The organism is Compostibacillus humi (assembly GCF_014637175.1).
In the GTDB taxonomy this organism is placed as follows: Bacteria; Bacillota; Bacilli; order Bacillales; family Amphibacillaceae; genus Oceanobacillus; species Oceanobacillus humi.
The window spans coordinates 1-26,034 of sequence record NZ_BMEV01000025.1; the positions used below are offsets into that span (position 1 = coordinate 1).

Annotated in this window: 28 protein-coding genes and 1 pseudogene; 9 read left to right on the forward strand and 20 right to left on the reverse strand. The window is 39.0% G+C overall.

The features are described from left to right. Positions 1 to 135 precede the first annotated feature (135 nt). From IEV18_RS07990 to ytvI, 3 genes are all read left to right on the forward strand, one after another. Entirely contained in the window at positions 136 to 1,047 is a 912-nt protein-coding gene (locus IEV18_RS07990; RefSeq protein WP_188391869.1) for a ketopantoate reductase family protein, read from the forward strand. A gap of 29 nt (positions 1,048 to 1,076) precedes the next feature. After that, positions 1,077 to 1,421, forward strand: coding sequence for a DnaJ family domain-containing protein (locus IEV18_RS07995; protein ID WP_188391870.1), 345 nt, complete (start codon positions 1,077 to 1,079; stop codon positions 1,419 to 1,421). 136 nt (positions 1,422 to 1,557) lie between these two features. Then, on the forward strand, positions 1,558 to 2,613 hold the full coding sequence (gene ytvI / locus IEV18_RS08000) for a sporulation integral membrane protein YtvI (protein WP_188391871.1): 1,056 nt from the start codon (positions 1,558 to 1,560) through the stop codon (positions 2,611 to 2,613). A 116-nt stretch (positions 2,614 to 2,729) separates the two neighbouring features. Here ytvI and IEV18_RS17445 read toward each other — a convergent pair whose 3' ends face one another. From IEV18_RS17445 to IEV18_RS08015, 4 genes are all read right to left on the reverse strand, one after another. Further along, positions 2,730 to 2,855 carry a hypothetical protein gene (locus IEV18_RS17445; protein ID WP_268235418.1) on the reverse strand — a complete coding sequence of 42 codons (126 nt, stop codon included), beginning with the start codon at positions 2,853 to 2,855 and terminating at the stop codon, positions 2,730 to 2,732. Between the two features lie 94 nt (positions 2,856 to 2,949). After that, positions 2,950 to 3,516 carry an NADPH-dependent FMN reductase gene (locus tag IEV18_RS08005; RefSeq protein WP_188391872.1) on the reverse strand — a complete coding sequence of 189 codons (567 nt, stop codon included), beginning with the start codon at positions 3,514 to 3,516 and terminating at the stop codon, positions 2,950 to 2,952. A gap of 642 nt (positions 3,517 to 4,158) precedes the next feature. After that, positions 4,159 to 4,320, reverse strand: coding sequence for a hypothetical protein (locus IEV18_RS08010; RefSeq protein ID WP_188391909.1), 162 nt, complete (start codon positions 4,318 to 4,320; stop codon positions 4,159 to 4,161). 211 nt (positions 4,321 to 4,531) lie between these two features. Continuing rightward, the gene (locus IEV18_RS08015) at positions 4,532 to 5,137 is read right to left on the reverse strand and encodes a DedA family protein (protein WP_188391873.1); all 606 of its coding nucleotides are present in this window, start codon (positions 5,135 to 5,137) and stop codon (positions 4,532 to 4,534) included. A gap of 162 nt (positions 5,138 to 5,299) precedes the next feature. Between IEV18_RS08015 and IEV18_RS08020 the strand changes: the two genes are divergently transcribed. After that, complete coding sequence (locus IEV18_RS08020; RefSeq protein ID WP_188391874.1) at positions 5,300 to 5,884, forward strand: GrpB family protein; 585 nt, start codon at positions 5,300 to 5,302, stop codon at positions 5,882 to 5,884. A gap of 23 nt (positions 5,885 to 5,907) precedes the next feature. On the opposite strand, the gene IEV18_RS08025 is transcribed toward IEV18_RS08020, so the two are convergent. Beyond that, a complete protein-coding gene (locus tag IEV18_RS08025; RefSeq protein WP_229733594.1) occupies positions 5,908 to 6,273 on the reverse strand; it encodes a monothiol bacilliredoxin BrxC family protein in 366 nt (121 codons plus the stop codon). Between the two features lie 248 nt (positions 6,274 to 6,521). On the opposite strand from IEV18_RS08025, the gene IEV18_RS08030 reads away from it, so the two are divergent. Both IEV18_RS08030 and IEV18_RS08035 read left to right on the forward strand, forming a co-directional pair. After that, on the forward strand, positions 6,522 to 7,790 hold the full coding sequence (locus tag IEV18_RS08030) for a helix-turn-helix domain-containing protein (protein ID WP_188391875.1): 1,269 nt from the start codon (positions 6,522 to 6,524) through the stop codon (positions 7,788 to 7,790). Further along, positions 7,787 to 7,927: a hypothetical protein gene (locus tag IEV18_RS08035; protein WP_188391876.1), complete on the forward strand. Its 141-nt coding sequence runs from the start codon at positions 7,787 to 7,789 to the stop codon at positions 7,925 to 7,927. The genes IEV18_RS08030 and IEV18_RS08035 overlap by 4 nt, the downstream gene beginning before the upstream one ends. 483 nt (positions 7,928 to 8,410) lie before the next feature. On the opposite strand, the gene IEV18_RS08040 is transcribed toward IEV18_RS08035, so the two are convergent. The 3 genes from IEV18_RS08040 to IEV18_RS08050 form a co-directional block, all read right to left on the reverse strand. Next, positions 8,411 to 8,977 carry a DUF4256 domain-containing protein gene (locus tag IEV18_RS08040; RefSeq protein ID WP_188391877.1) on the reverse strand — a complete coding sequence of 189 codons (567 nt, stop codon included), beginning with the start codon at positions 8,975 to 8,977 and terminating at the stop codon, positions 8,411 to 8,413. A 30-nt stretch (positions 8,978 to 9,007) separates the two neighbouring features. Then, on the reverse strand, positions 9,008 to 10,228 hold the full coding sequence (locus IEV18_RS08045; protein WP_188391878.1) for an MFS transporter: 1,221 nt from the start codon (positions 10,226 to 10,228) through the stop codon (positions 9,008 to 9,010). Between the two features lie 102 nt (positions 10,229 to 10,330). Then, positions 10,331 to 10,768 carry an SRPBCC domain-containing protein gene (locus IEV18_RS08050; RefSeq protein ID WP_188391879.1) on the reverse strand — a complete coding sequence of 146 codons (438 nt, stop codon included), beginning with the start codon at positions 10,766 to 10,768 and terminating at the stop codon, positions 10,331 to 10,333. Positions 10,769 to 11,040: 272 nt separating this feature from the next. On the opposite strand from IEV18_RS08050, the gene IEV18_RS08055 reads away from it, so the two are divergent. Beyond that, a complete protein-coding gene (locus IEV18_RS08055; RefSeq protein WP_188391880.1) occupies positions 11,041 to 11,244 on the forward strand; it encodes a 2-hydroxymuconate tautomerase family protein in 204 nt (67 codons plus the stop codon). A 75-nt stretch (positions 11,245 to 11,319) separates the two neighbouring features. On the opposite strand, the gene IEV18_RS08060 is transcribed toward IEV18_RS08055, so the two are convergent. From IEV18_RS08060 to nadX, 5 genes and pseudogenes are all read right to left on the reverse strand, one after another. Beyond that, positions 11,320 to 12,186 carry an AraC family transcriptional regulator gene (locus tag IEV18_RS08060; RefSeq protein ID WP_188391881.1) on the reverse strand — a complete coding sequence of 289 codons (867 nt, stop codon included), beginning with the start codon at positions 12,184 to 12,186 and terminating at the stop codon, positions 11,320 to 11,322. Positions 12,187 to 12,312: 126 nt separating this feature from the next. Then, a pseudogene (locus tag IEV18_RS08065) lies at positions 12,313 to 13,665 on the reverse strand (heavy metal translocating P-type ATPase); the annotation flags it as partial. Then, entirely contained in the window at positions 13,656 to 14,345 is a 690-nt protein-coding gene (locus IEV18_RS08070; protein WP_229733595.1) for an ABC transporter permease, read from the reverse strand. The gene IEV18_RS08070 and the pseudogene IEV18_RS08065, both read right to left, overlap by 10 nt. A gap of 50 nt (positions 14,346 to 14,395) precedes the next feature. Further along, complete coding sequence (locus IEV18_RS08075; protein ID WP_188391905.1) at positions 14,396 to 15,274, reverse strand: ABC transporter ATP-binding protein; 879 nt, start codon at positions 15,272 to 15,274, stop codon at positions 14,396 to 14,398. A 293-nt stretch (positions 15,275 to 15,567) separates the two neighbouring features. Further along, positions 15,568 to 16,344, reverse strand: coding sequence for an aspartate dehydrogenase (nadX, locus tag IEV18_RS08080; protein WP_188391882.1), 777 nt, complete (start codon positions 16,342 to 16,344; stop codon positions 15,568 to 15,570). Between the two features lie 215 nt (positions 16,345 to 16,559). On the opposite strand from nadX, the gene IEV18_RS08085 reads away from it, so the two are divergent. Next, complete coding sequence (locus IEV18_RS08085; protein ID WP_188391883.1) at positions 16,560 to 17,393, forward strand: DUF4037 domain-containing protein; 834 nt, start codon at positions 16,560 to 16,562, stop codon at positions 17,391 to 17,393. A 50-nt stretch (positions 17,394 to 17,443) separates the two neighbouring features. On the opposite strand, the gene IEV18_RS08090 is transcribed toward IEV18_RS08085, so the two are convergent. The 3 genes from IEV18_RS08090 to IEV18_RS08100 form a co-directional block, all read right to left on the reverse strand. Next, entirely contained in the window at positions 17,444 to 17,959 is a 516-nt protein-coding gene (locus IEV18_RS08090) for a DNA-deoxyinosine glycosylase (RefSeq protein ID WP_229733596.1), read from the reverse strand. Positions 17,960 to 18,055: 96 nt separating this feature from the next. After that, the gene (locus IEV18_RS08095; protein ID WP_188391884.1) at positions 18,056 to 19,450 is read right to left on the reverse strand and encodes an alanine/glycine:cation symporter family protein; all 1,395 of its coding nucleotides are present in this window, start codon (positions 19,448 to 19,450) and stop codon (positions 18,056 to 18,058) included. A gap of 295 nt (positions 19,451 to 19,745) precedes the next feature. Next, positions 19,746 to 20,282 carry a GNAT family N-acetyltransferase gene (locus IEV18_RS08100; RefSeq protein ID WP_188391885.1) on the reverse strand — a complete coding sequence of 179 codons (537 nt, stop codon included), beginning with the start codon at positions 20,280 to 20,282 and terminating at the stop codon, positions 19,746 to 19,748. Between the two features lie 146 nt (positions 20,283 to 20,428). Between IEV18_RS08100 and IEV18_RS08105 the strand changes: the two genes are divergently transcribed. Beyond that, positions 20,429 to 20,914 carry a tetratricopeptide repeat protein gene (locus IEV18_RS08105; protein ID WP_188391886.1) on the forward strand — a complete coding sequence of 162 codons (486 nt, stop codon included), beginning with the start codon at positions 20,429 to 20,431 and terminating at the stop codon, positions 20,912 to 20,914. 94 nt (positions 20,915 to 21,008) lie between these two features. Here the strand turns inward: IEV18_RS08105 and IEV18_RS08110 are convergent, their stop codons facing one another. The 4 genes from IEV18_RS08110 to IEV18_RS08125 form a co-directional block, all read right to left on the reverse strand. After that, positions 21,009 to 21,389, reverse strand: a complete 381-nt coding sequence (locus tag IEV18_RS08110; protein WP_188391887.1) for a VOC family protein — start codon at positions 21,387 to 21,389, stop codon at positions 21,009 to 21,011. A gap of 348 nt (positions 21,390 to 21,737) precedes the next feature. Further along, positions 21,738 to 23,543 (reverse strand): glutamine--fructose-6-phosphate transaminase (isomerizing), encoded by a 1,806-nt coding sequence (gene glmS / locus IEV18_RS08115; RefSeq protein ID WP_188391888.1) that lies wholly within the window; start codon positions 23,541 to 23,543, stop codon positions 21,738 to 21,740. Positions 23,544 to 23,933: 390 nt separating this feature from the next. Continuing rightward, the gene (locus IEV18_RS08120; protein ID WP_188391889.1) at positions 23,934 to 24,512 is read right to left on the reverse strand and encodes a cob(I)yrinic acid a,c-diamide adenosyltransferase; all 579 of its coding nucleotides are present in this window, start codon (positions 24,510 to 24,512) and stop codon (positions 23,934 to 23,936) included. A 40-nt stretch (positions 24,513 to 24,552) separates the two neighbouring features. Beyond that, positions 24,553 to 26,022 (reverse strand): adenosylcobinamide amidohydrolase, encoded by a 1,470-nt coding sequence (locus IEV18_RS08125; protein ID WP_188391890.1) that lies wholly within the window; start codon positions 26,020 to 26,022, stop codon positions 24,553 to 24,555. Between the last annotated feature and the right edge of the window lie 12 nt (positions 26,023 to 26,034).

Sequence of the window (26,034 nt, forward strand, 5' to 3'; positions counted from 1 at the left end):
TGTGGTAACCTCATTAATAACCTAGATTTAAGGGGGTGGCAAGTTTTTTTGTATAAAAACGCATAAAATAGGCAATACTAATAGTTTTTTACTAAAAACTTTTGACAATACGAAAAACATTGAAGGGGGGATAATATGAAGATTCAAACCGTCTCCCTTATAGGCCTAGGTGCGATTGGAGCAGCCTATGGGAGAAAACTGCAGCAGCTTCTAGGTGACTCCTTTACGGTCGTCGCCAGCAAAGAACGAATTGACCGTTATAATAGAAATGGAATTACGATTAACGGAGAACGTGCTGAATTTTCCTTTATGACTCCGGACGAAGAAACGGCACCGCGAGATCTTGTCATCTTTGCAACGAAAAACGCTGAATTGCAGCAAGCGATAAAAGATATGAAACATCACATTGGAAAGGATACAATCATCCTCTCTTTATTAAACGGTATTTCCAGCGAAGAAGAAATCATTAATCAGACAGGAAATGCACATGTTCTATACAGTTTGTGCGTAGGAATCGATGCTGTAAGACAAGGGCATAACATTACCTATTCCAGTCTTGGAAAAATCGTATTCGGAGAAAAGGATAAAAGCATATCTGATGATGTCATTGCTGTAAAACAGTTGTTTGATGAAGCTGGAGTTCCTTACGAAGTGCCAGAGGATGTCTGGCATGCGATTTGGGCAAAGTTTATGTTTAATGTTGGTGTCAACCAGACATCCGCTGTCTTAAAAGCGCCTTATAAGCATTTTCAGCAAATTCCGGAACTGCAGCAATGGATGGAATCTGCCATGTATGAAGTTGTAGAAATTTCCAAAAAAGCTGGCATAAATTTAACGGAAAAGGATATCCTCCACTATCGGCCGATTTTGCAGGCTTTATCCCCTAACGGCAAAACATCGATGCTGCAAGACGTGGAAGCGAAACGCAAGACAGAAGTGGAATTTTTTGCCGGGAAAGTGTGTGAACTTGGAAAAAAATATAACATCCCAACTCCTGTCAATGAACAGCTTTACAAGATAATACGTATTATGGAACAAATGTGGTAACACAGTTGTTCCGCTTAAGGAGTGTTTTTATGTATTTCATCGTGGAGGAAAAAATTAAGGAAGCAATCGAAAATGGCGAATTTGATAACTTGCCGGGAATGGGGAAACCACTGAATTTAAGAGAGGAATTACAAGGCCTTTCCCCGGAAGTTCGCAGAGCTTATAAAATCCTCAAGCATGCCGGCTATATTCCAGATGATGCCAAAAAAGAAGAGATAAAAATGAAAGATTTATTAAACTATGCAACGGACGGAAAAATAACCGAAGACCCGACAATAAAAGAAGAATACCTCCGCTTTGTCAAAGATAGAAAACTAAATCATCGTTCCGTGTTTGCCAAATATACGAAAAAACTCTATAAAAAATTTACCTAGCAAAACTATCTTCCGCCAGCAATGATTAGAATATTTAATTTTCCTTAAAATTCCTATTCCTTTATATGAAGTTTTGCTATTTTCATCATATAATAGACATATAAAGTAATTAGGATGGTTACGGAAGGAGATTCCTTTGAAAAAACATTTCACAACGAAACGGCTAATCATCGGAGCAATTCTCATCATTTCCGGTGTGCTTTTATATTACTATTCTTCGGCCTTTATGCCCTTTATTTTAGCATTTTTTACTGCTTTAATATTAGAACCGGTAGTTCGTCTGACAAAAAAGTATTTGAAATTCAAAAAACGATTCCCTGCAGTCGTTATTGTCTTTGTCATGTTTATTATTTTTCTGGCAGTTAGCGGTTATTTAATTATTACCCGGCTGATTAATCAAACCATCCGCTTTGTGGAAAAGATTCCTCAATATATCTCTGAGATAAATAACTTTTTTGAAGGTTTAATATTAAATTTCAATAAAACAGCAGCAAACTTGCCTCCTGTATTTATTGAAGAATTAGAAAAACAAATGCAAAATCTCGTCGTTTGGGCTACCGAACTGACGCAAAAAGCTATTCCGTTGCTTGCTAGTTTTGCTCAGGCGATACCAAATACCATTATTATCATTATCATCTATTTAATTTCTCTCTTTCTTATCAGCATGGATCTGCCTAAATATAAAGAAGGGTTTTATAACCTGTTTGAGAAAGAGAACTCGGAAAAGGTTCGATACATGCTCCAGCGTTCAACGAAATTCTTTACCGGATTTTTTAAAGCTCAATTTTTTGTCAGTGTCATTATTTTTATAGTGAGCTATGTCGGATTGCTTCTCATTACACCGGAAAACGCATTATTAATGGCGCTGATTATTTGGTTTATCGACTTTGTTCCTTTTATCGGATCGATTGTTATATTAGCGCCTTGGGCATTATTCGAATTAATTACCGGTGACATGGACATGGGGGTTCAATTATTAATTCTTGCAGGAATCCTATTAACGATACGCAGAACAGTGGAGCCTAAAGTAATGGGAGATCAGATCGGTTTACCTGCACTGCCAACTTTAATCGGACTTTGGCTAGGCCTATCTTTCTTTGGTGTCATCGGACTTATTATCGGACCGCTAACCGTCGTTGCCCTTTATTCGGCAAAGGAAGCAGGAATCATTAAATTAGATTATAAAATATAGAACGAGCTTGGAATCACCCAAGCTCTTTTTTATTAGTTTGTTTTCCTCACAAGGCCTAAGCTGGCCAAACTGCCGCTTTCCCAACCGCTAATAAACCGGGCTTACGTGTTTTTACATTACAGCGGAAAAAAGATCGGAATAATGAACATCATGACAGCCTGCAACAGAATACCGACCTTGACATATCCCCCCGCCGTCATTACTAAAGCTTTTTCCTGTATGTATCTGAAATCTCTAGCCATTCTGAGCCTTTTTGGCAAATAAAAAAAGACCATCAAAAAGATATGGCCTTTAAATATCAACGTTAATTAGTGAATAAGTTGCCCTGTCCTCCCGCTAAAAATCGTATTCTGCTTCTCTTTGTTTCCGAATGGAAGTATAGGTTTCCAATAATATGATTGTATCTTCTACTAACCGGTCAATCCGGAATAGCACATCATCATTGACGATTTCTTTACGGTAAAAGTCTTTTTCTTCTATAAATACATAGGATTGGACAATTTGTGCTTTCATATAGGATAAAATCGGCTTCAGCTGCTGCTCAATAATTAAAAAGTGCTTAGGCGAACCGGCGGTAACGAGCATGCTGACAACTTTATCCTGAAATGCCTTCTCCGGGAGAAGATCGAAAACATTTTTCAGCGTAGCCGGAATAGATGCTTGAAATATCGGTGTGCCAATAATAATTCCGTCCGCATTCATGATCGTCTCCGCTACATATTTCGTATCTCCTTCATATTCTAAATAATTCCGTCCGTCACTAAATTGAACGTCGTAATCTGCCAAATCAATAAACGCCACTTCAACTTGCGGGTATTTCTCTGTTAACGTTTTGACAGTATAGTTCATCGCTGTTCTCGTTTTGGAACCGACTCTGGAGCCGGATAATGCAACAATCTTCATTTCTCTTCCCCTTTCGGTTTAGCAATAGCAGGTAAAATTCACAGCAGATATAATCAATTGTTCGAAGGAAATTCTAGCATTAAGGAGGAAAGACTCTAGCTTCCGCTCTAATTGACCACTTCTGCTTCATGTATTTATTCAATAGGCTCATAATTTTCTTCATATAATTCTAGTCTCTTAAATCATACCCTAATCATTCAAAAAGTCCCACTATTGAGTCTCGACCAACCATCATTCCGTTCTGTGGAATAATTAAATCCCCAGATCATTTATAGAAATAATCGGATTAAATTGTACAAGGCTCTTGATTACGTATTTATTTACAAATGCTATTATATTATATATTGCTGCTTTATTTAAGTAAGTACTTTTCGGTCATAAGGATAATATTGGGAGTCCTTGCATAATGGGGAATAAACATCCGGTATAGAAAGCGAAGAAAAATTACGAACAGTTCCAATGAGGAAACATAATGCACAAAGTATAATCAAACGTTTGTTTACTTAAAAGACAAATAAATATACATTTGCTCTAATAACATGTATTTTTTCAATCATGACATCACTCCTATGTTGGATGCATATGCCAAAATGAAATATGTACAGCAAATCATTATGTCCTTCCTCTTGCATTCTAAGTATGTCATCCCATTAACAAAAGGATAATAAGCTGCCAGCCGGATATGGCAAACGGAATCGCCGATACTAATATTAAAATTCTTTTTTTGCGAAGGATGCCGACAATAAAGAGCAGCAATCCAATCAGCAACACAAAAATAATGGTGATTAAAGACATTGGATTCACGTCCTTTCCCCAAGATTATTCATAATCAAAATTTCTAGACGATGGATGAAAAAAAGGGAAAAGCTAAGATGTACAATATTTATAGCATTAATGTTGTTTCACCAGTCTTTTTTTTGCTCCGGGTAAATGATACAAATTGAAGATCCCTCGCCCCGTAAGAAGTTATGCGCATCATTATAAAAATGTCCCCCATCTTTATTTCCCGTATCCGCTATTTAAATCGCTTAAGAATAAACAGTGTAATGAATGCAATTAACAATACCGCCAACAGCACATAGACTATATTTGAATAAATATCCATATACTTAACGATTGTTTCCCATGATTCCCCTACTGCTGCACCAATGATGACAAGCACACCATTCCATACGAACGTTCCCAGTACAGTCATAATGAGAAATATTCCCATATTCATATGGGCCATCCCTGCTGGCAAAGAAATTAAACTGCGGATAAGAGGAATAAATCGACATAAAAATACAGTCCAAACCCCATATGTTGTAAACCAATCATTGGCTTTATAGGTATCTTGCTTCGTTAATCTTAAAAAATGCCCCCACTTTTCCACAAACCATTCGATTCTATAAAAATCGATTAAACGTCCGACTCCGTAAAGAACGATTGCCCCTGCCACCGATCCAAGTGTAGAGGTGATTATAACCCCAAAAATAGTTAAAGAGGTATAGGATGTCATGAATCCCCCTAACGTTAGAATTACTTCCGATGGGATAGGAGGAAAAATATTTTCAATCATAATTAAAAGAAAAACGCCAATATATCCAAATTGCTCTATCACGCCAGTTATCCAAGCTTCCATTATACTTTCCCCTTCTGTTCCAAAACTCCTTGAATATACTTGTTTCAGTGAATGAATATTATTTATATAATTTTATTAGACAACCTATGTGGAAATATCAAAAATATTCTTTATCTTGTTTTCCAAATTTTAAAAATAGTAATAGCCGGGAGGGAAATGGGTATGGCATCGAAAGATTATCCTTTTGAATGGAGGAAAGAAGAGCAGTTAAAAAAGATTACAGTAGGAGAAAGGAAACCGCACAACGCTCCAATTACGTTAGAAGAATACAATTCAAACTGGCCTAAGTTGTACGAAGCAGAAGCGCAGAAAGTTCGTTCCGTGCTTGGAGACAAAGTTTTACAGTTGGAGCATGTCGGTTCTACTTCTGTTCCAGGGCTTTGTGCCAAGCCGATCATCGATATGTTGCTCGTTGTCGAGAATTCAGCGGATGAATCAGCTTACGTGCCTTTTTTAGAGGAAGCAGGCTACACTTTGCGTATCCGCGAACCAGATTGGTATGAACACCGCTTATTTAAAGGACCAAATACGGATATTAACTTGCACGTTTTCAGCAAAGATGCAGAAGAAATAACCCGAATGCTTCGCTTCCGTGACTGGCTGCGAAAAAACAAAAAGGACCGGGACAAATATGCGGAAACGAAGCGCCGGCTCGCTCAGCGGGTTTGGAGGCACGTCCAGCACTATGCAGATGCAAAAACAGCTGTAATTCAGGATATTCTTGACCGGGCGGAATTGGGCAAGTAACTATTACTGAGAAGATGTATCTGTCAAATTATGTACTGCATTGTTAATGTTTTCGGCGGTATCCAAAACACTTCTTTGTCCATCAGAAGAATAATTTGCGGCGATTCATGTTTTACTCCCGTAACAGCTTCGATTTGATTGGATACATCTCTCGTTTCTCTTACCTTTACAACAAAGCCGGCTATTTCTTCGTCTGCAATATTTTCGAGGAATAATTGATATTGCTTAAAAGCCCTCGCACTGATTGGACATGTCGTACTATGTTTACATGTTTTCCTTCTGCAGGATAGAAGCAACTTCTTTTGCCGCAGAAATTCCTTCTTTTGATAATGGCCGCCCCGCTTCGTCTGGAGGATATATCGAATGGGCATGCCGGACAAGATAGACATTTGTATTCAAACTAATCACACCCAAACTAGTATTATATCTACTATTTAAACATTTTAACTTAAAGTAATTTCTGACTAAACCTTATTGAAACTTTCTATTAACGATAGTTTCACAACTTGATGAAATAAAGGCCCGCTCAGATGGGATTTCCACCACTGAATTACGCAATTAAAAAATATCAAAATATTTGTTATAATTAAAACACTAACACTAGCATTGCCTTTTCATAGATAAGGGGGAAGATTGCTTGAATAAGTTAGGAAGTATCCTAAAGTTAAAAAGACTTGAGAAAAATATTAAACAAGAACAATTATGCGAAGGAATATGTACTCCATCTTATTTAAGTAGAATAGAAAATAACCGTTTAGTAGCAGACAAAGAGATATACAAGCTGCTGTTCGAACGACTGGAAATAGATTTTGAATACATATTAAAAATGAGCAGTGAGACAGATGAACGGATTGAACAATGGTATAAAGCGATTTTAGAAAATGCGACGTCAAACGAAATCATCGAGGAACTTAAAGAATTATCACAGATTGTCAGCGATGAAATGTATATCAAATTCGAAATCGTCCATTGCAGGTATCTTCTGATGAAAGATGAGCTCAGTACCGTTGAACAAAAGCTTAAAAATTTGCTACAAGTGATGGAAAAGGGCTTAACAAGAAATTTCTTTCTCTATACCAATGTTTCATTGCTATATTATTTAAGGAAAAAGGAATATTCTAAAGCAGTCGAAGCAGCCAAGGAATTATTATCTTTGAAAGGATATGAATCCCTTGGAAGTGATACTGAACTGGGCGTCTTTTATTATAATCTATCCCTTTGCTATAAAAACCTCTATTTGTTTGAAAAGGCTAACTATTATGCGAATCAGGGACTGGCCATCTTTAAAGATAATTATGATTTGAAGCGGGCAATCAACTGTCATATTATTATCGGGACGTGCCTCAGCAATATGAAAAAATGGGAAGAAGCAGAAAAGACATTAATGTTAGCGAAAAAGCTTTTAAACTATTTGCCGCCTAAAGTACACAATTACTATTTAAAACTGATTAATAATAATTTAGGTAATTGCTTTGAATATCAGGAAAACTATTTGGCCGCTGTCCATTATTACTTGCAAGCAATAAACTATACGGAAAAAGAGGAAATGTATGTCACCCTATTAAATCTTATCCGCTGTTATTATTATTTGGATGAATTAGAATTGGCAAAAGAATGGCTGGAAACGGCGAAAAGTTCCATTTCAGATCATACTCCGAAGGAATATCTCATTCAATTTGAAATTTATTCCGTACTCTTGGACGAGAACTTAACCGTTGATCAAGTGATAGCAATACAAAAGTCCAGTATCAGCTATTTTTTATCCATTAAATATTGGAACCTAGTATACCGCTATTGTCAGCTTTTCGGAAAAATATACGAATCCTTTAATAACTATAAAAGAGCTAGCTCCATGTATAAATTAGCAATAAATGTAAGTAATTCGGAAAGGGGGGAAATAAATTGAAGAAGTTTATCATAGGATTTATCCTTGTCTTAGGTTTAAGTTTAACTGTAAGTGGACCTGCAACAATATTGGCACATCCCGGGGATGACCTGGAACCTAAGCCGATGATTGCACCACCAGACGCTGTGAATATGTAACCCGACCAACAATAATATTTTCCTTTCCACAGAAAAGCCATTGTTTTTTATAACAATGGCTTACTTTTTCGAGCTTGCCCCTGCAAGTCCTCCACGACTGGCCTTTCCTTCCGATTTCTTCATTAGAAGGTGCCACAATCGACATTTCCGCTTACCCTTATATATGTAAACTTTTACCATCACTTTAAGCTGTCGCATGGAACGATTCTCTTTTACGGTAAAATAAGCTGAAATCGAGAAATTGTTAGCTGATTACCCGGAACAACTCCTGTTTTTTAAGAATTTAACACCAAGATAAAAAAGATTGGTCCCGATATATTTTCTCCGCACGAACGAAACGGAGAGAACAAATGATAGACATTTTATCCAAAGGTTATAAATCAATAGCTCTATTTCAGCAAGGAAAGAAATAATTTCCCCTGTATAAAAAGCGACGGAACACCGATCGCTTTATATTTGCGGCAGCACTGAATTTCAAAGCAATCATACCCTTAATATTCCGCGGAACCCTCTGGAACCATAGTATGAATCTGCCCCATTATGATAGACAAATACGTGTCCATAACGATAATCACAGAACAAAGCACCGCCCCGTTCTCTAATATCTGCGGGAGTTTTAATCCAGGAGGACGTTTTTGTATCAAAATGTTCCAATTTCTGCAAATCCCTATATTGTTCTTCCGTTAGCAGTTCAATCCCTATTTCTGCTGCCACATCCAGCACATTATTTTCCGGTTTATGTTTTTTCCTCTTTTCCCATGCCTCCCGGTCATAACATAAGCTTCTACGGCCTTTAGGACTTTCCTTTGAACAGTCACAAAAAATGAACTCGTCGGTTTTTTCGTCATAACCGATGACGTCCGGTTCACCGAGAGTCTCTTCCATTGCATGGAGCGTCCGCAGCTTTTCTGGATTTGCTTCAAGTTTAGACTGGACCTTCTCCCAATCCAGTCCCTCATGACGGTGCATATTGTTTTCAAACCGCCCTTTCAATATTTGGAGTAATTCTGCCTGCTGTTCATGTGACAGTATTTGGCCGTTTTTTGCCACTTTATAAACCCCTTTCATTTTCTATATTTTTTATACGACTTCCTTAAAATAGATTTCCTTATCCCGTCTCATTACCGATGCGGCAAAGACTATAGACAAGAATAACATGACAAGAGCCAACGTTACAATCGTTATCCGCAAGGAAAAATAATCGGCCATTATGCCCACAGCGAGTACAAACAATATTTGCAACGCACTTTGAATAAACTGATAGATACTAGTAACTCTTCCCATGATTTCTGTCGGTATATTATTTTGATAGAAAGTCATCATTCCTGCGTTAAAAAACACATGGAAGAAGCCCAAAATAATAAATCCGGCCGCTACTGAGGCAAATGACCAGGAAAATGCATAAATCACATACCCCACGGTCATCATGATTAAACCAGATGCGATCATCTTTTTCAGCGGTATTCGATTGGAAACGATAGATAATAAAGCTGCGCCAGCGACAGAACCAATCCCCGTAATACTGATTAACAAACTGTACTCCAATTCCGTTAGACCGACTACTTGCTGAGTAAATACCACTTCTTGTGCATCCATCGCAAAGGTAAAGATAATAAGGAGAATATAGGCAATATATATACTTGATACGTATCGACTGTCTGACATAAATTTTATAACGATAGTAAAGTCATAAAGCACTTGGGAAATCGTTAATTTTGGGATACGCTCTTTCTCAATCGTTTCCATCTCGGGGAGAAATAAAAACAAGAGTGCCGGAATTATAAAGAATAGTACGTTAATCCATAGTACAATTTCAACAGAGGTCCATATCATAAGCGCGCCGCCAACCGCCGGTCCGACAATAAATGCACCGGAATCGGCGAAAGAACGGAACGCGTTAAACCGCTTCCTTTTCTCTTTAGGCACGAGCATCGTCATATAGGTTACGGACGCAGGGGTAAAAAAGGCATTGGCGGCGTTCAAGATGATCAGGATAGCATAAATTACTGCAATGTTAGGAGCAAAGGGAATAAAACCGATAAACAACGCCCGGATAAGATACGTCGTCACCATCACTTGCCGCTTGCTCCGATAGTCAATAAAGCTTCCGGTCCAAAACTTTGTAAAAATATTTGTCAGCGGCCCGACAATCCAAAGCCCGGCAACAGCAGCGGCCGATCCTGTAAGACGATATACGATTATATTAATAGCAACTAAATAGATGAAATTTCCGATGCTTGAAATACCAATGGAAATCAATAACAATATCGGGGCTTTCCAGCCATTCCTTTTCTTTCCCATTATCTTCCCCAATTCCTTTGGTTTAGTTACGTTGTTGTCTCTGTGTAAGAAATTTCATAATCCGATATAGCCAAAAGATATGTCAGCTCAATCAAAAATTCCCTATAAATTTTCCGCTAACTTTTTAATAATATGTTTGGATTCGGCAGCAAATTCTGCGGAAGCATCATAGTATTTTTGCCCGTCAGCAAGTAAAGAGAAGTCACCGATTTCAATTTTTAATAATGTGCTGCCGTTTCGGTTTTCCAGCTTATATATGTAGCTGATATCCCCTTCATTCACTTTCTCTTCCCAAGTGGAAGAGTATAGAGCAATTTTCAATTCTTTCGGTTCCATTGCTTTAATAATCTTTGTAATCGTCCTTCCGCTATTTGGATGATTCCAAACAACTTCACTCCCCTCCGTCATTGGATGGTCAGGATAGTCTTCCGGGAGTTCATCCCATTGGGAGACATATTTTGGAAGCGTAAGTACTTCCCAAATTTCCGGAGGACTCGCTTCGATTAGAACCTCATCTTTAACGATCAGTTTATTAGACATGCCCACACCTCCAAAGATTTGAAAATCATTATATACATATAGATTTATTCTATACCGAAATTTTTTGGTATGACAGCATGCATCTCACAAGAACTAAATTACATATCTATTGCGAAGCCGATAGATCACATATTGCTTTTGGTTAAAAGTTACTATTTCCCTTTTCCTTAACAAACTGATGTTAAAATCTTAATTTTCTGTACCTTAACCATGAAATATTATACGATAGTTTATACATGATGAATATCAATTTAAATAACGGAGGGGATTATATGCCATATGTTAATATTAAAATTACGAAGGAAAATGTAACACCTGAAAAGAAGGCGGAACTCATAAAGGGAGCAACCCAATTGCTCGTTGATGTTTTAGGGAAAAATCCGAATACAACAGTAGTAGTAATCGATGAAGTAGATACAGATAACTGGGGCATTGCCGGGGAATCTGTTACCGTCCGAAGACAAAAAGGGCTGTAATGTATTAGGAAAAAAGGACATATCATTTCGTTTGTGATATGTCCCCCGTTTTTCCCATCATTCACAACTGAAATCTTATTCCTTTGTTTTAATCGGCACCCATATTTCACTATAATAATCGTCTGAAGAAGGATCATCTTCACTGACATAGACTTCCATATCCGGGCCGCCGGAATGTTCATATCCCGTAGCCGGAAACCATTCCGAGAATATTCGGTTCCAGACCTTTGGCATTGCATGAGGCATGGCGCCGTGAACCGGGAAGACCGCCCATGTTGCAGCAGGAATCGTCCGCTCTTCCCAATCATGCGGAAATTGTTCCATCGTTTTTTCTGCACCGATGAGATATGAGAAGTTTTCAAGTTTCTTATCAAAGTCGAGACATATTCCGATTAGTCCAAGAGGTCCGCAACTTTTCGCAAGCTCGGCTGTAAAACCATTCTTGTTCGATTCATCCCAGAAAGCAGCAATCTGCCGATGGTTCTCTCCTCCGATCGTCGTTGTCCGAATGCTTTTCCCAATAACTGTAAATGCTTCTTTCTCTACAATCTTATAATCCATTTCCACATCACCCTTTAACTGAATTTGAAAAGAGAGTTTCGGGTATGCTTTCAACGATTGGCTGTTTTTCTTCGCGGCGGAAGGGCTGACACCATGAATCTTGCGAAATGCTTTCGTAAAAGCTTCCGGACTTTCATATCCATATTTCAATGCAACATCAATTACTTTGGCCTTTGAATGAACGAGTTCTTGAGCTGCAACAGTAATCCGCCGGTTTCGGATATATTCACTGACCGTGTAGCCTGTCAGCATGCTAAACATCCGCTGAAAGTGAAATTTAGACATGCAGGCAACCTTCGCAATTTCTTCAATCTCGAGATTTTTATCTAAATTGCTCTCAATATATTCAATACTGTCCAGCAATTTTTGAAGCTTCTCCATTTGCAACCCTCTTTTCAGTTTTCAGTATAGCAGCACCCTTTTTCGTATTCCTGCGATTTCGTGCTCTCTTATGACAGGATAATTGTGGATTAATACCCTTAAACGCAGTTACAATTCAAACCATTGTTATTCTTTAACTTTTAAAAGCCGCAAACTGTTTAAAGCAACTAACAGGGTAGCTCCTGTATCGGAAAGAATGGCAACCCAAAGGGTTAACCATCCCGGAATAACAAGAAGTAAAGCAAATAATTTAATGCCAATCGAAAAAGCAATATTTGCTTTAATAATACGGAAGGATTTACGGCTCAATCGGATCGCAAACGGCAGTTTACCTAGGTCATCCCCCATTAACGCAATATCAGCTGTTTCAATGGCCGTATCCGATCCGCCTCTCCCCATGGCAATGCCTACAGTAGAAGCAGCTAGTGCAGGAGCATCGTTGATGCCGTCCCCTACCATAGCAACCTTTCCATATTTAGACCTTAATTGTCGGATATAATCTAATTTATTTTGCGGCATCAATTCCGCTTGAATTTCGGCTACGCCCATCTGACTTCCAATTTTCTCGGCCGTTGATTTATTGTCCCCTGTCAGCATCACTGTCTTTTTAATTCCAAGCTGAAATAATTTTTGTATAACATTTTTGCTCGATTCCCGCACCTTATCGGCAACAGCAATTAAAGCCAGCACTTCTTTCTCCGTTCCAAACACCATGACGGTTTTTCCATCATTTTGCAATGCTGTCACCGGCTGCTCCAAATTATCGTCCACATCCGTTATTTCTTTGAACAGCTTCGGATTTCCAATATAATACGTTATTCCGTTCACTGTTCCTTTGATTCCTTTTCCTGTGATAGAAGAGAAATCTTCAACAATAATATCCGTATATGGAATGTTCTCTTCTTCTGCCTTTTTCACAATTGCTGACGCAAGGGGATGCTTGGTTCTGCTTTCTAATGCGGCAATGACAGCTAGAATTTCTTTTTCATTTTTATTTGAATCCATCACTTTAAAATCCGTTACCGCAGGCACACCTTTCGTTAAGGTACCTGTTTTATCAAAGGCAATTACGTTTACACGGCCCAATTCTTCTAAATATATTCCGCCTTTAATAAGGACTCCTTTTTTCGCTGCATTTCCAATGGCCGAAACAATGGAAATCGGAGTGGAAATAACTAAAGCACAAGGACAGCCGACAACAAGAACAGCCAAACCTTGATAAACCCATGTTTCCCAGGTTCCATGGAAAATTAGTGGGGGAATAATTGCAACGAGCACGGCAATTCCCATGATGATAGGAGTGTAGTATTGCGCAAATTTATCAATAAATGATTGGGCCGGTGCCCGTTCTGTCTGTGCTTCCTCTACAAGCTGAATAATTTTGGAAATGGTTGTATCTTTAACTAATTTTGTTACTTCAACTTCAAGCAAACCTTCTACGTTTAGTGTGCCGGCAAACACTTGATCATTTACTGTTTTGGACGAAGAAGTGCGAGAATAAATCCTGCAACGCCAATGCCGAGAAGTACCAGTGAAACTTTCATAAAGTCAGCCATTTTTAATGTACCAGCCATCGCATCCTGAAATCCCTGATGAGCCCAGTATTGCGGCATAAAGCGGCTTACGGCCTGCAAAAACTCCGGCATCATGTCAACCGGCACCCACAAACCGCCGAGCAAGGCTCCCCCCAGAGCAATTACCTGTGTCAGGGCAATTCCCATATTTGTTGTTTTCACCATGACGGACAGTGCCAGACCGATTCCCGTTACCATGAAGGTGAGGAATATTGCCAGCATCATTAATAGCAACGGCTGCTCCATCGGAACATCATAGACTGCTTTTCCGAATAATAGCAAAATAACTATCTGTATAAAAACAATATACATATAAGGAATCCACTTGCCCAGCAAATAGAAATGATTAGAAAGCGGCGTGCTTGCAATTCTTGCTACCATGCCGATTTTCTGATCCTTTAATAATGACTCTGCCATGGAAATCATAATAAAGAAAACAAACATGACCGTGTATCCCGGAACGATGGACAGAATAACTTGCCTGCTTTCTGTTTCATTTAATCCGGAAGTAAATACGGAAATAAATAGGACAGTAAAGATAATCGGCAAAATGATTGCCCAAAACCAAATTCCCCGATCTTGCAAATTTTTTTCAATTCCAATTGAATGACTGCATTCATCCTTTTTCCTCCCTTTTAATCCCTCAGCTCTTTTCCAGTTAAGGAAAAGAAAACATCTTCTAATATCGGCTGGACAAGTTCTAAACGCTCTAATTGGTCATTCTTTTCTTTATAAAACTGAAGAACAAACTCCATTGCATCCAGCGGACGATTTGTTTGCACGATGTAGCCGCCATTTTTTGCAGCTACCGAACCAAACTCATTTATTTTATCTGGCAACGCATTTCCGCCCTTTACAAAAATGGAAGGAACAGCATGTTTTTGCAAGATCTGCTGGATGGTACCATTTTCTACTATTTTTCCATGATCGATGAAAGCTGCCTCATCACATAACCGTTCTATTTCTTCCATATAATGGCTTGCATAAATAATCGTCTTGCCGGCTTCTCTAAACCTATCCACCATTTGAAATATATGCTGTCGGGACTGGGGATCAATGCCGACTGTCGGTTCGTCCATAATAATTAAGTCCGGCTCATGTAAAATTGCACACCCGATATTCAAACGGCGCTTCATCCCTCCGGAAAAAGTCTGCACTTTATCTTTTTCCCTTTTCTCCAGACCGATTTCCTTTAACACTTCTGAAATTCGTTCTTTTAATGCTTTTCCTGACAGTCCGTAAAGCCTGCCAAAAAATTGCAAATTATCCTTGGCGGAAACCGTCTCCTCCAAAGAAATATCTTGAGGAACGTAACCGATGCGGACAGAATCAGAAAAACGCAGCTCCCCCCTGTAATCTTGGATAATGGAAGCTATAATTTTTATCAATGTTGATTTGCCTGCTCCATTCGGCCCGACTAGCCCGAGACAGATCCCTTTTGAAACTTGTAAAGAAATATTGGACAATACCGTCTTCTTTCCGTAGTTTTTATAAATGCCGTTTAAAGTCAACAAGCGAGTCACCCCCGCCTTCTCAAAATCTAAATTCTATTATGATAGATGATAATATTTTCAGCACAGATAAATGAATAACATGTGGAAATATTGGAATAACATGGCAAAATAAAGGTACGTATAGAGAAAAACCCTTGGACCGCTGTTGCTGATACCAAGGGTGATGATGGACAAACAATAATTAAATGAAGATAATTTTTCTGTCCGAATTCATAGAAATAAAATTGACTTTTCCTGCTATAGATGGACTATAATGTTGTAAAAGCAGTTTCATTTTCTGTCATTTTTGGCGATTATCCGCCAACTCTTACTTTCCGATTCATTCTTTTCAATGTTCCTAAAATACTCATCGCTGCCAAATAGCTTGTCTTCGGGTTATCAGGAAACGGATTATTCGTAATGGTAAACACCGCTTCTCCAAAATCCCCCGTCATTTCCACCTGGTGGATATTTTTATCAGTGTGGGGATCAGCAACAATCTTTACCTTTGTTCTTTCTGCCCCGATACCTGCCAGTGACAAGATGATAGAAACGTTGATATTTTTTGGAAACTGCTTAATCGCATCAGCTGCATTCCCTTCAAACACAACTTTCGCTTCATCGATGTCTTCCGCAATTAGTGAGCCTGCCGGTTTTCGTGTAGTCAAGGAAACACTGCTCACACTGCCAATATTGGCATTTTGCAATAAGTCTAATCCGCCTATTGCACCTGAAGGGAGATGCAACGTATGCCCGTGCCTCATTGCAAGTTCCGTTACTTCTGCCAGCAATTCTGCGTCTGCCAAGGCTCCTATACTAATTAGCACGGCATCCTTTTTTTTAATAACTGCCGGCAGCAATGTTTTTGCCGCTTCCACATTTGCTGCTTCCACTACTATATCCATCTCTGATTGAAGAAAAGATTGTAGATCCGTAAACAAGGTTACATCATATTTTGATTCGAGCGGACGGTATTTTTCCTTATTGCGTACAAAAATACTGCGAATACACAAATCTTCCTTTTCATCGCCATTTAATTCTTCCAGCAAGAAATTTGCAATGGCACCCGCCCCAATTAAACCGATATTCATCTTTCTCCCCCCAATTCCTATAGCAATACTCTAACTTTATTCTGGCATAGAGTGTTAAAATTTCAATGATTTCATCTTTTTCTTGTTCACCACTTATGCATAAGTCAAAAAGAGTTATCTACGGTCCTCTAATAGGTTGCTATTCAATTAAGCACCAATTATTATTATATTCGATATTTATCTCTGCATAGTTATTATAAAACTGGAGGGGTTTGATGGATTTGAAATTATTAGCCGAAAAGGTATCTGAAGTCTATGCTCAAAATTCTAAAATTGAAGCGGTACTTCTAGGCGGTTCGGTTTCCCGAAAATGGAATGATGAGCATTCTGATATCGAGCTGTTCCTATTTTGGAAAGAACCGCCGACTAATGAGGACAGAAAGAATCCGATTCAGACTGTAAAAGGGAAAATTATAGATTTTCATCCATTTGAAGATGAGGAATGGTCGGAAACATACGTGGCTCACGGGGTTAAATTCGAAATAAGCAGCTTTTTGACTTCAACGATAAAAAAAATTTTAAATGCGGTAGTCGTCGATTTTGATATAGATTTTGATAAGCAATGTCTTGCTGCAGCAGTGCATGATGGAATTCCGTTGTACGGAATTAACTTATTAACGGAATTGAAAAATAAAGTAAAGGACTATCCAAAAGAATTGAGTATAGCAATGATAAAGAAACACATCGATTTTGGCAACCGCTGGAATAACAGAGATGCCTTGCTCGAAAGACAAGACTGGCTTATGCTCTATAGCGTCATCGTGTCTGTCCAAACAAACTTGATGGCAATCCTGTTTGGCTTAAACCGCCAATACGTGCATCATCCGGCTTTCAAATGGCAAAGGCGCTCTTTAGAAACAATGACTAAAATACCAAAAGACGCATATCAGCGCCTTTCCTCTATTTTGCTCGGACATCCAAGAGATGGCATCAATGAAATGGAGAAAATAATTGAAGAGGTCTTCCAGCTGATTACCAATGAATATCCATTATTAAATTTATCTGATGCAAGGGACAAAGCCCTTTTTTTGAGACCAAAAAATGAGTAAGACGATTGGATATTTAATGAATTGGCCGGAATGTTATCGGAAGCCGCCGTTTAAGAATAAAGGTATTTCTCAATAATACGCCATTCTTTTATTTTCTCCTCCAGCGATTTAACGTTTCTTCCCGGTGTCGGACTGGTAGAAGGCAATTTCTTATAGTCAACCTCTGATAACGTATTTAGGCCGATATGTTTCTTGAAAACTTCAAAGGCTTTATTTCCGTTAAAAACGATTAGCTTTATTGTCGGGTGATTCTGAAGGAAGCTTGAGATATCATTCGGCTCTTCATCTTTTATTTTGGAATCAAGGCTTCCTTCTCTGACGCATTCATAAATCACATCCCATAAAGCAATATGATGTTCTTTTAACAGTTCGACTTTGTTAGAATATTCATTTGGAATTTCCAGACCCAAAATCGTAAAAATAATTTTCCAGAAGTGATTCCTATCATTTCCATAATACTGTTTTTTTAATAATGACTTTTTTCCGGGCATGGATCCTAAGATGAATACTCTTGCATCTTTGCCTATAATTGGTTCTAAAGAATATATCTTTTGGTCTTTTTCCAAATACACCACATCCTAAATACTTTATTTATTTTATATTTTATATAAAAATAGACCCAACAATCCCGTTGGGTCTATTTTTGCAAACAACCTAACATATTATGCTGCCCGCTGCCGCTTTTCTATCGGATTGGCGAAGAAGTTTTCTGTTTCCCGTTTAATAACTTTGTATAATAACAGGATACCAATTAAGTTCGGTATGATCATCAGTGCGTTCGTCATATCTGCTACAGCCCACATTAGCTTTAAGTCCAAGACGGCACCAAGATAGGTTGCAGCAAGGTAAAGAACTCCATAAATAGAAATATATTTTAATCCGAACAGATATTCAAAACATTTTGATCCGTAAACATACCAGCCAAAAATGGTAGAGAATCCGAAGAAAATAACGGATAGAGAAACAATATATTCACCAACAACTCCAAGGGTCGAAGCAAAAGCTGCGCTCGTTAGCGCACCGCCGTCAAGACTTGCATCATGTGTAACACCGGATAGCAGCCCACCTGATGGATCCCAGAAACCGGTGAAAATTAGAACCAGTCCTGTCATCGTACATACAATAATTGTCACAATAAACGTACCTGTCATTGCAACAAGTCCTTGCTTAACCGGATGGCTTGTTTTTGCGTTACCTGCAATTAAGGCAACTGTACCAAGCCCGGCTTCGTTGGAGAAAATCCCTTTTGAAACCCCATGCTGAATGGCTTGACTTACTGTAACACCTACAAAACCGCCTGCAGCAGAAACAGGAGTAAAGGCATGCTCAAAAATCAAACCAAAGGCTGGAATAATCTGATCGATATTTAAAAAGATAATGATTAATGATCCGCCGATATACAATATCGCCATAATTGGAACAAAAAATCCAGCTACATTACTAATCCGTTTTATACCGCCAAATATAATTAATCCCGTCAGAATGACAAGAAGTATTCCGGTTATCCAGCCTGGAACGTGGAAACTGTTGCTCATCACATCTGCAATCGTATTTGACTGCACACCATTCCCCGTTCCAAGAGCAGCAATGGCAGCAAAAATAGCAAATGCGGCTCCTAACGGCTTCCAGTTTTTCCCTAATCCACGCTCAATATAATACATTGGCCCGCTGGAATACTCGCCTTTTTCATTTTTCACACGATATACTTGAGCAAGAAGAGCCTCGGCATATTTGGTTGCCATTCCAAGCAGTCCGGCAATCCACATCCAGAAGATAGCTCCTGGACCTCCTAGTGTTATCCCGGTAGCTACCCCGGCAATATTCCCATTACCAATCATTCCGGCCAGCGATGTCATCAATGCTTTAAAGTTGCTGACATCCCCTTCTGCATCCGCGTCTTCCTTGTCTTTCGTAAATGCTAGTTTAAAAGCATATCCTAACTTTTTGAATTGAAGTCCCTTTAAAATAATAGTTAAAAAGATTCCTGTTCCAAACAGCAATATCAAGCTGGGTGCTCCCCAGAGAAATGCGTTAATCTTATTCAAGATGTCTAACATAATAAATACCCCCATGTTTTATGTTTGACTCTATAAAGTTAGAACTCCCCCTCTTTAAAACGCTTACAATTTATTGAAATTAATTTCCCCCTTTGATGTGTTCTATATCAGCGAGCAACACCAATATACAAAATTCGACAAAATTCGTCAATATGTCTATAAATATCCAAAACTTTCACATTTATTTATAAACTATTTTTTACTAAACAGGGAATTCATTTTTTTTGCAAAAAAAGACTGGCTTTATTTAACCATTAGCCAGCCAATCTCTAAAACATAGACTATAATCAAATTATTACTTTGCTTTTTTTCTTTCCAAATATTCCCTTTGCAATATCCCCATTATTATTTCATCTGAAAATTGATTATTTAGATAAAGGGATTCTCTAATGACACCTTCTTTTTTAAAACCGGCTTTTTCATACGATTTTATTCCCCGCAAATTATGGGAATAAACTTCAAGCTGTAATCTGTTTAAACGTAATTTTTCAAAGGCAAAGGAAAGGGCCAGTTGTACCGCTTCTGTGCCGTATCCTTTATTAAAATATTTTTTATGATGAAGCGCGATGCGGAACCCCGCTTTATTGTTTTCTTTATCAATATCCAAAATAGACAAATCACCAATTAATTCGTCACCATCGATTAAGCAAATGGAAAAATCAAACCTTGTGTCATCTTTTGTAATGCGTTCGAAATGTTCATATAATTGTTCTAGGGTAAAAGCATTTTTTGTTCCTGTCATATACATAATTTCATCATCTAGCGTCGCTTGATAAAAACTTTTCATATCTTCTTTCTGAACCGGCCGCAAATAAACTCTGTTTCCTTTCATTTTTGGTACCTCCTAACTAAGAACATAGCCATTGCCGTTTACTTTTGATCTGTCTTATAATACATTCGAGTTAGAATGTGTAATCAGTAGCTAAAGTGCATTTTTACTGACAACATTTGAAATAAGTGAGGCAAGGGGGAAAAAGATTGGAGAAGGATTTTGACAGAGCTATTGACTTGCGGAAAGACGGGAAGCTTAAAGAATCTAATGAGCTTTTAGCCAAACTGGTGCAGAAATTCCCGGATAATCCAATAATCAATTATCAATACGCCTGCAGCTTTGATCTATTAGGGGAAGAGAGAAAAGCAGTTCCCTTTTATGAAATGGCTATCCATTTGGGGCTTCCGTCCAAAGAAATGCAGGAAGCAATATTAGGATTAGGGAGTTCCTACCGGGCTTTAGGGGAATACGAAAAATCCAAGTCTGTATTTCAAAAAGGAACGGAGTTATTCCCGAACAATCGAGCAATTCAAACCTTTTATTCCATGACCTTGTACAACTTGCAGGAGCACCGCAAAGCAATGGAATTATTGTTAAAATGTTTAATAGATACGACAAAGGATAATAAAATTCTAAGTTATAAAAAAGCCATTGCATTTTATGCGGACAGACTGGATGAAACATGGGATTAAGATGCGGAATTTCCCCTTAGCAAAAAGGCGGCAGATACCGTTTTTACTTAACTTATAGCTTTTCACGGCTGCAACGTATCTGCCAATCCTATCATTACAGATTTTCGTAAATTTCGATTAGTGTTCCGGCCGGATCCCGGAAATGGGCTACTTTAATCATCCAGTCCTTTTGTTCCGTCGGTTTGGAAATAAACTTCACTTTGTTTTTTAGTTGCTGATATGCTTCTTCCACGTTATCCACCTTAAAAATTAAAGCTGCCCGGTCTGCCATTTCAATATTTGCCGAATACTCTTCACCTATCGCTTCTGCCATTTGCCTCCGTTCAAATAACCCTAATGTAACTCCATTAAATTTAAAATCAGCATAATTCGAGTTTTCATTTCCCCAAGTTACTTCAAATCCTAATACATCCCGATAAAAGAGAAAACATTCCTTATAATTATCTGCGAGCAAGCGTACGTGCGTTAGCTCCATCCTAGACCTCCTCTTATTTCATATCTATTTTTGTGTTTTTTCTTCTCTTTACTAGAAACCTCCTTCATCATTTAATTTTTACCAAACATAAATATATTTCATCATTTATATTTTTTCATCCTACTTTTTTACTAAATTTTAAAAATTTTTAAAATCCGATTAATCCTGCCTGTTATTAAACGAACGTTTCATTAAAACAAACGATTGTCCAAAGCAATGATAAGCTGCAGTTTCTTAACGAGCCCTTTTAATTAAACCAAACGTTTGTACAAAAAAATCGGGCAACGCATCCATCAAGCGTTTCCCGATTCAATGATTTTTTCTCAAGTATTTTTACAGAAACATGCCTTACTCTACCGTTACACTTTTAGCCAAATTCCTTGGTTTATCGACATCATTTCCCCGGTACAGTGCTGCATAGTAAGCCAACAATTGCAGTGGAATTACGCTAATAAGCGGGGTAAGCAATTGCTGCACTTTTGGTATGACAAAACTGTCTGCCGTCTGTTCCAGCCCTTTCATACTAATTACCATCGCATTGGCACCACGGGCTACCACTTCCTGTACGTTGCTGCGAATGGAATAATTTACATGTTCCTGGGTAACCAGGGCAATTACCGGAGTCCCCTTTTCAATAAGGGCAATCGTCCCATGTTTTAATTCTCCTCCAGCAAATCCTTCCGCTTGGATATAAGATATTTCTTTCAGTTTCAATGCGCCTTCTAAGGAGACGTAGTAGTCGGAACCCCGGCCGATAAAAAAGGCATTTCTCGCTGAATGCAAATAATTTTTAGCTAGCTTCTCCATTTCTTCCTTATGATCCGTCAATACATCCATTGCATTAGCTGCAATTGCCAGCTCCTGCATAATATCAAATGGCAGTTTCCGGCCTTTTTCATTGGCCGTATCTGCTGCTAAAATAGCAAGTACTGCAATTTGGGCGGTGTATGCTTTTGTCGAAGCAACGGCAATTTCCGGCCCGGCATGTAAATGTAGGGTGTAATCCGCTTCCCGAGAAAGGGTGGAACCGGGCACATTCGTAATCGTTAATGCCGGATACCCCAATTCTTTAACTTTTACTAGAACTGCACGGCTGTCCGCCGTTTCTCCGCTTTGGGAGATGAAAATAAACAACGGTTTTTCTGATAACAATGGCATGTTGTAGGAAAATTCACTGGCAACGTGCACTTCCACAGGAATGTTAGCCAATTTTTCCAATAATACTTTTCCGGCTAAACCGGCATGAAAGCTCGTTCCTGCAGCAACAATATAAATACGGTCTGCATTTTTCATTGCTTTCCGTATGGAGGCATCGATTGCAAAACCTCCCTTTTCCCCCTGGTACTCCTGTATAATTTTCCGCAAAACGATAGGCTGTTCATCAATTTCTTTCAGCATATAGTGAGGATACGTCCCTTTTTCAATGTCACTTGCATCGATTTTTGCTGTATACGGTAATCTTTGAACCGTTGTACCGTCAAATTTTTTAATCGTCACTTCATCAGTTGTTACTAGCACCATTTCCATATCATGAATTTCCACGTACTGATCTGTTTCTTTTAACGTTGCCATCGCATCGCTGGCAATAACGTTAAAGCCTTTCCCTACGCCAATTAGAAGGGGGCTTTTATTTTTTGCCACATACATTGTTTCTGGACGTTCCCGATCCAGCATGCCAATAGCAAAAGACCCTTTTAACAGCCTTACTGATTTGCGGAAAGCTTCCTCTGTATCTTGGACCGTTTCATACATTTTTTCCATGAGCTGAACAATTACTTCTGTATCCGTCTCACTAGCAAACCGCACATCAGCAAGATATTCTTCTTTTAATTGCTGGTAGTTTTCAATAACCCCATTATGAACAATGGCAAATCTTCCTGATGCACTTTGATGGGGGTGGGCATTTTCTTTGCTCGGCTCTCCATGGGTCGCCCAACGAGTATGTCCGATGCCAACGGATGCTGGAGAAACCCCTTCGGCCGCCTGTTTTAAAGCAGAGATTCTGCCTTTTACTTTCGTTATCTTTAATTCGTCCTCATTTATTAAAGCAATTCCGGCAGAATCATAGCCGCGATATTCTAACTTTTCCAATCCGTGGAGCAACACTTCCGTTGCCCTTTTTTCCTTGCCAATAAAACCTACAATTCCGCACATGTCAATGTCCTCCTATGAAGAGGGGCAGGGATAAATGCATAATAAGCCGTATAAACTCGGCTTGTTTTATCTTTGGGGCACCATCTCTGCCCCTTTCTCGTATTGTCTACATCTTGTTTTATTCCTTTGTGCAATAAGTTGCCTTATTGTTTTATGAATAAAACGTAACGATTGAGATGTACAATCGGGAGGCATCCGCCGAATCCTTCGATCAACCTCCACCTCGTCAACTATTTTCCCCTTACGACAGGAAAATAGTCCTGGCGCTTTTTAAAATAACTTCTATGTGATCCTCCTTTCTATTTTTAGAATGGAAATATTTTAACACGATTCGTTGTTCCTGTCATCCAATTTAAAAAAGGTACCAGGAATACCCTGACACCGGCAAAATTATTTTTTGTTTGTTCCCCGGAAGACGCGGGCGCTTCTTGCATATTCCACATCCGGAACTTCTAAACGGGCGTTTATTACACGGGCAGCTGCAAACAAATAATCGGATAAGCGATTCATATATTTTAGCGGGATTGGTGACGCTTCCTCAGCCTTCATCAAACTGACAATTTGGCGCTCCGCTCTTCGTGTGACGGTTCTAGCTAAATGGAGAGTGGCTGCTGCCTGGGCCCCGCCTGGAAGGATAAACCGCTCCAATTTTGGAGCTTCGTCTATCATTTCGTCAATCCGCTTTTCCATATATTCAATCGGCTCTTCCGTTAATGTATATGGCCGTTTCTCTGTTACATTGGATAATTCGGTCCCACAGTCAAATAATTCATGCTGGATTTTTTCTAAATCTTGAATGATGTCGGCAAATAACTTTTCCTGTTCTTTCAATTCTGCAACCGCTTTGCCAATAAAAGAATTGGCTTCGTCAATCGTGCCGTAGGCTTCCACCCGAATATTGTCCTTTTCGACTCTTCCGCCAATCAGGCTTGTTTTCCCTTTGTCTCCAGATTTCGTATATAATCTCATTGTTCTCCCTCCTAAAAGTTTAACATTTACCTTGGCCAGCTCAAAAACGATGTCTTTCCTTTTGTTTTCGCTGCAAATATTTTTCGATTGCTTTTTTTGTTTCGTTATAGACACTTTTCCCGATACAGCGTCCAATGTCCGTTGCTGCTCCGGCATAGGGAAAGTTCCTTCCACTTTGTGTTGCTGCAATTAAAATGCTGTCGGTTGGTGTTCCCGTGGCAATCGTCTTCGTTTCTTCATCGACAATTTCCAATTCCCGCAAAACTTGTGCTTTCCCTTCCGTAGCTGTCATAACCCCTTGGATAAATGCCTCATCTGACAACTTTCCGTTTACAAATACCCAAATATTTATCGTCCCCACTTCCACAGGAACAGGCTTCTCCGCTTTCGTACTGTCAATGGCATTCCCTATCCCCGCCGTAACAACGGTCAGTACAGAAAAATCTTCCTCCTCATAAAAGCCATAACATGCATCATCCATTTCAACGGCTGTCATCATAGCAACCGTCTGTGTCAAAGGGAAACCAAAATTTGCTAAATAGCCTTCCATCTCCTTGACAGGACGAGCATGTTGATAATCAGGCGGAACTTTACGATTAATAAAAACGGACCGCCAGCCGATGCCGGAGCCGACTACGCCGGAAGAAACGGTTCGTAATGCCTTTGGTGACTGCAATACAATTTTTTCCTTTTCTATTTTTAATAGGGAGGCATCAATGTTCCATCGGCTTTCATCTGAGGAGTCCAATTCTGGTTTAATATGAATCTGCGGCTTCGCGATATCGTAATGGGCTTGCTTTCGCACTTCTGTCTGATAAACTTCTTTTATTTGGGACTCAGTCAGCACCTCATCAGGGGAAGAAAGCAATTGCATCCTTCCATTATTTAACAGCAGCAGTCTGTCACAATAAAGACTGGCTAAATTCAGCTCATGAAAAACGGAAACGACGGTTAACTTTTGCTTTTTCAATAAATCGAGCAAATTTTTTTGATGGGCTAAATCGAGATGATTCGTCGGTTCATCCAAAAGCAGTATGTCCGGCTGTTGTACTAATGCCTGGGCTAAATATACACGCTGCTGCTCACCTCCTGATAATTCCTGAAGGGTTGCATGTTGCAGATGGAGGGTATTCGTTTCTTCCATTACTTGCTGTACAATTTTTTCATCCTCAATTGTCCATTGATGGAATACTCCCTTTTGATGTGCATAACGGCCAAGTTCCACTGTTTCTTTTACCGTATAGGAAAAAGCTTGGGGGGAGATTTGCGACAGAACAGCAATTTTTTGCGCTAATTTTTTTCGGCTATATTGATGAATTTCTTTGCCGTCGATTAAAATTTTTCCTTCCATAACCGGTAAAATACCGCTGATTATTTTTAATAAGGTCGTTTTTCCGCTACCGTTCGGCCCCAAAATGCCAAAAAACTCTCCCTTTTCTACTGAAAAGCTTATATTTTGGACTATAGGATCCGAAAAATAGCCGCCAGTAACCCGCTCTAGTTTTAGCATATTCTCCACCCC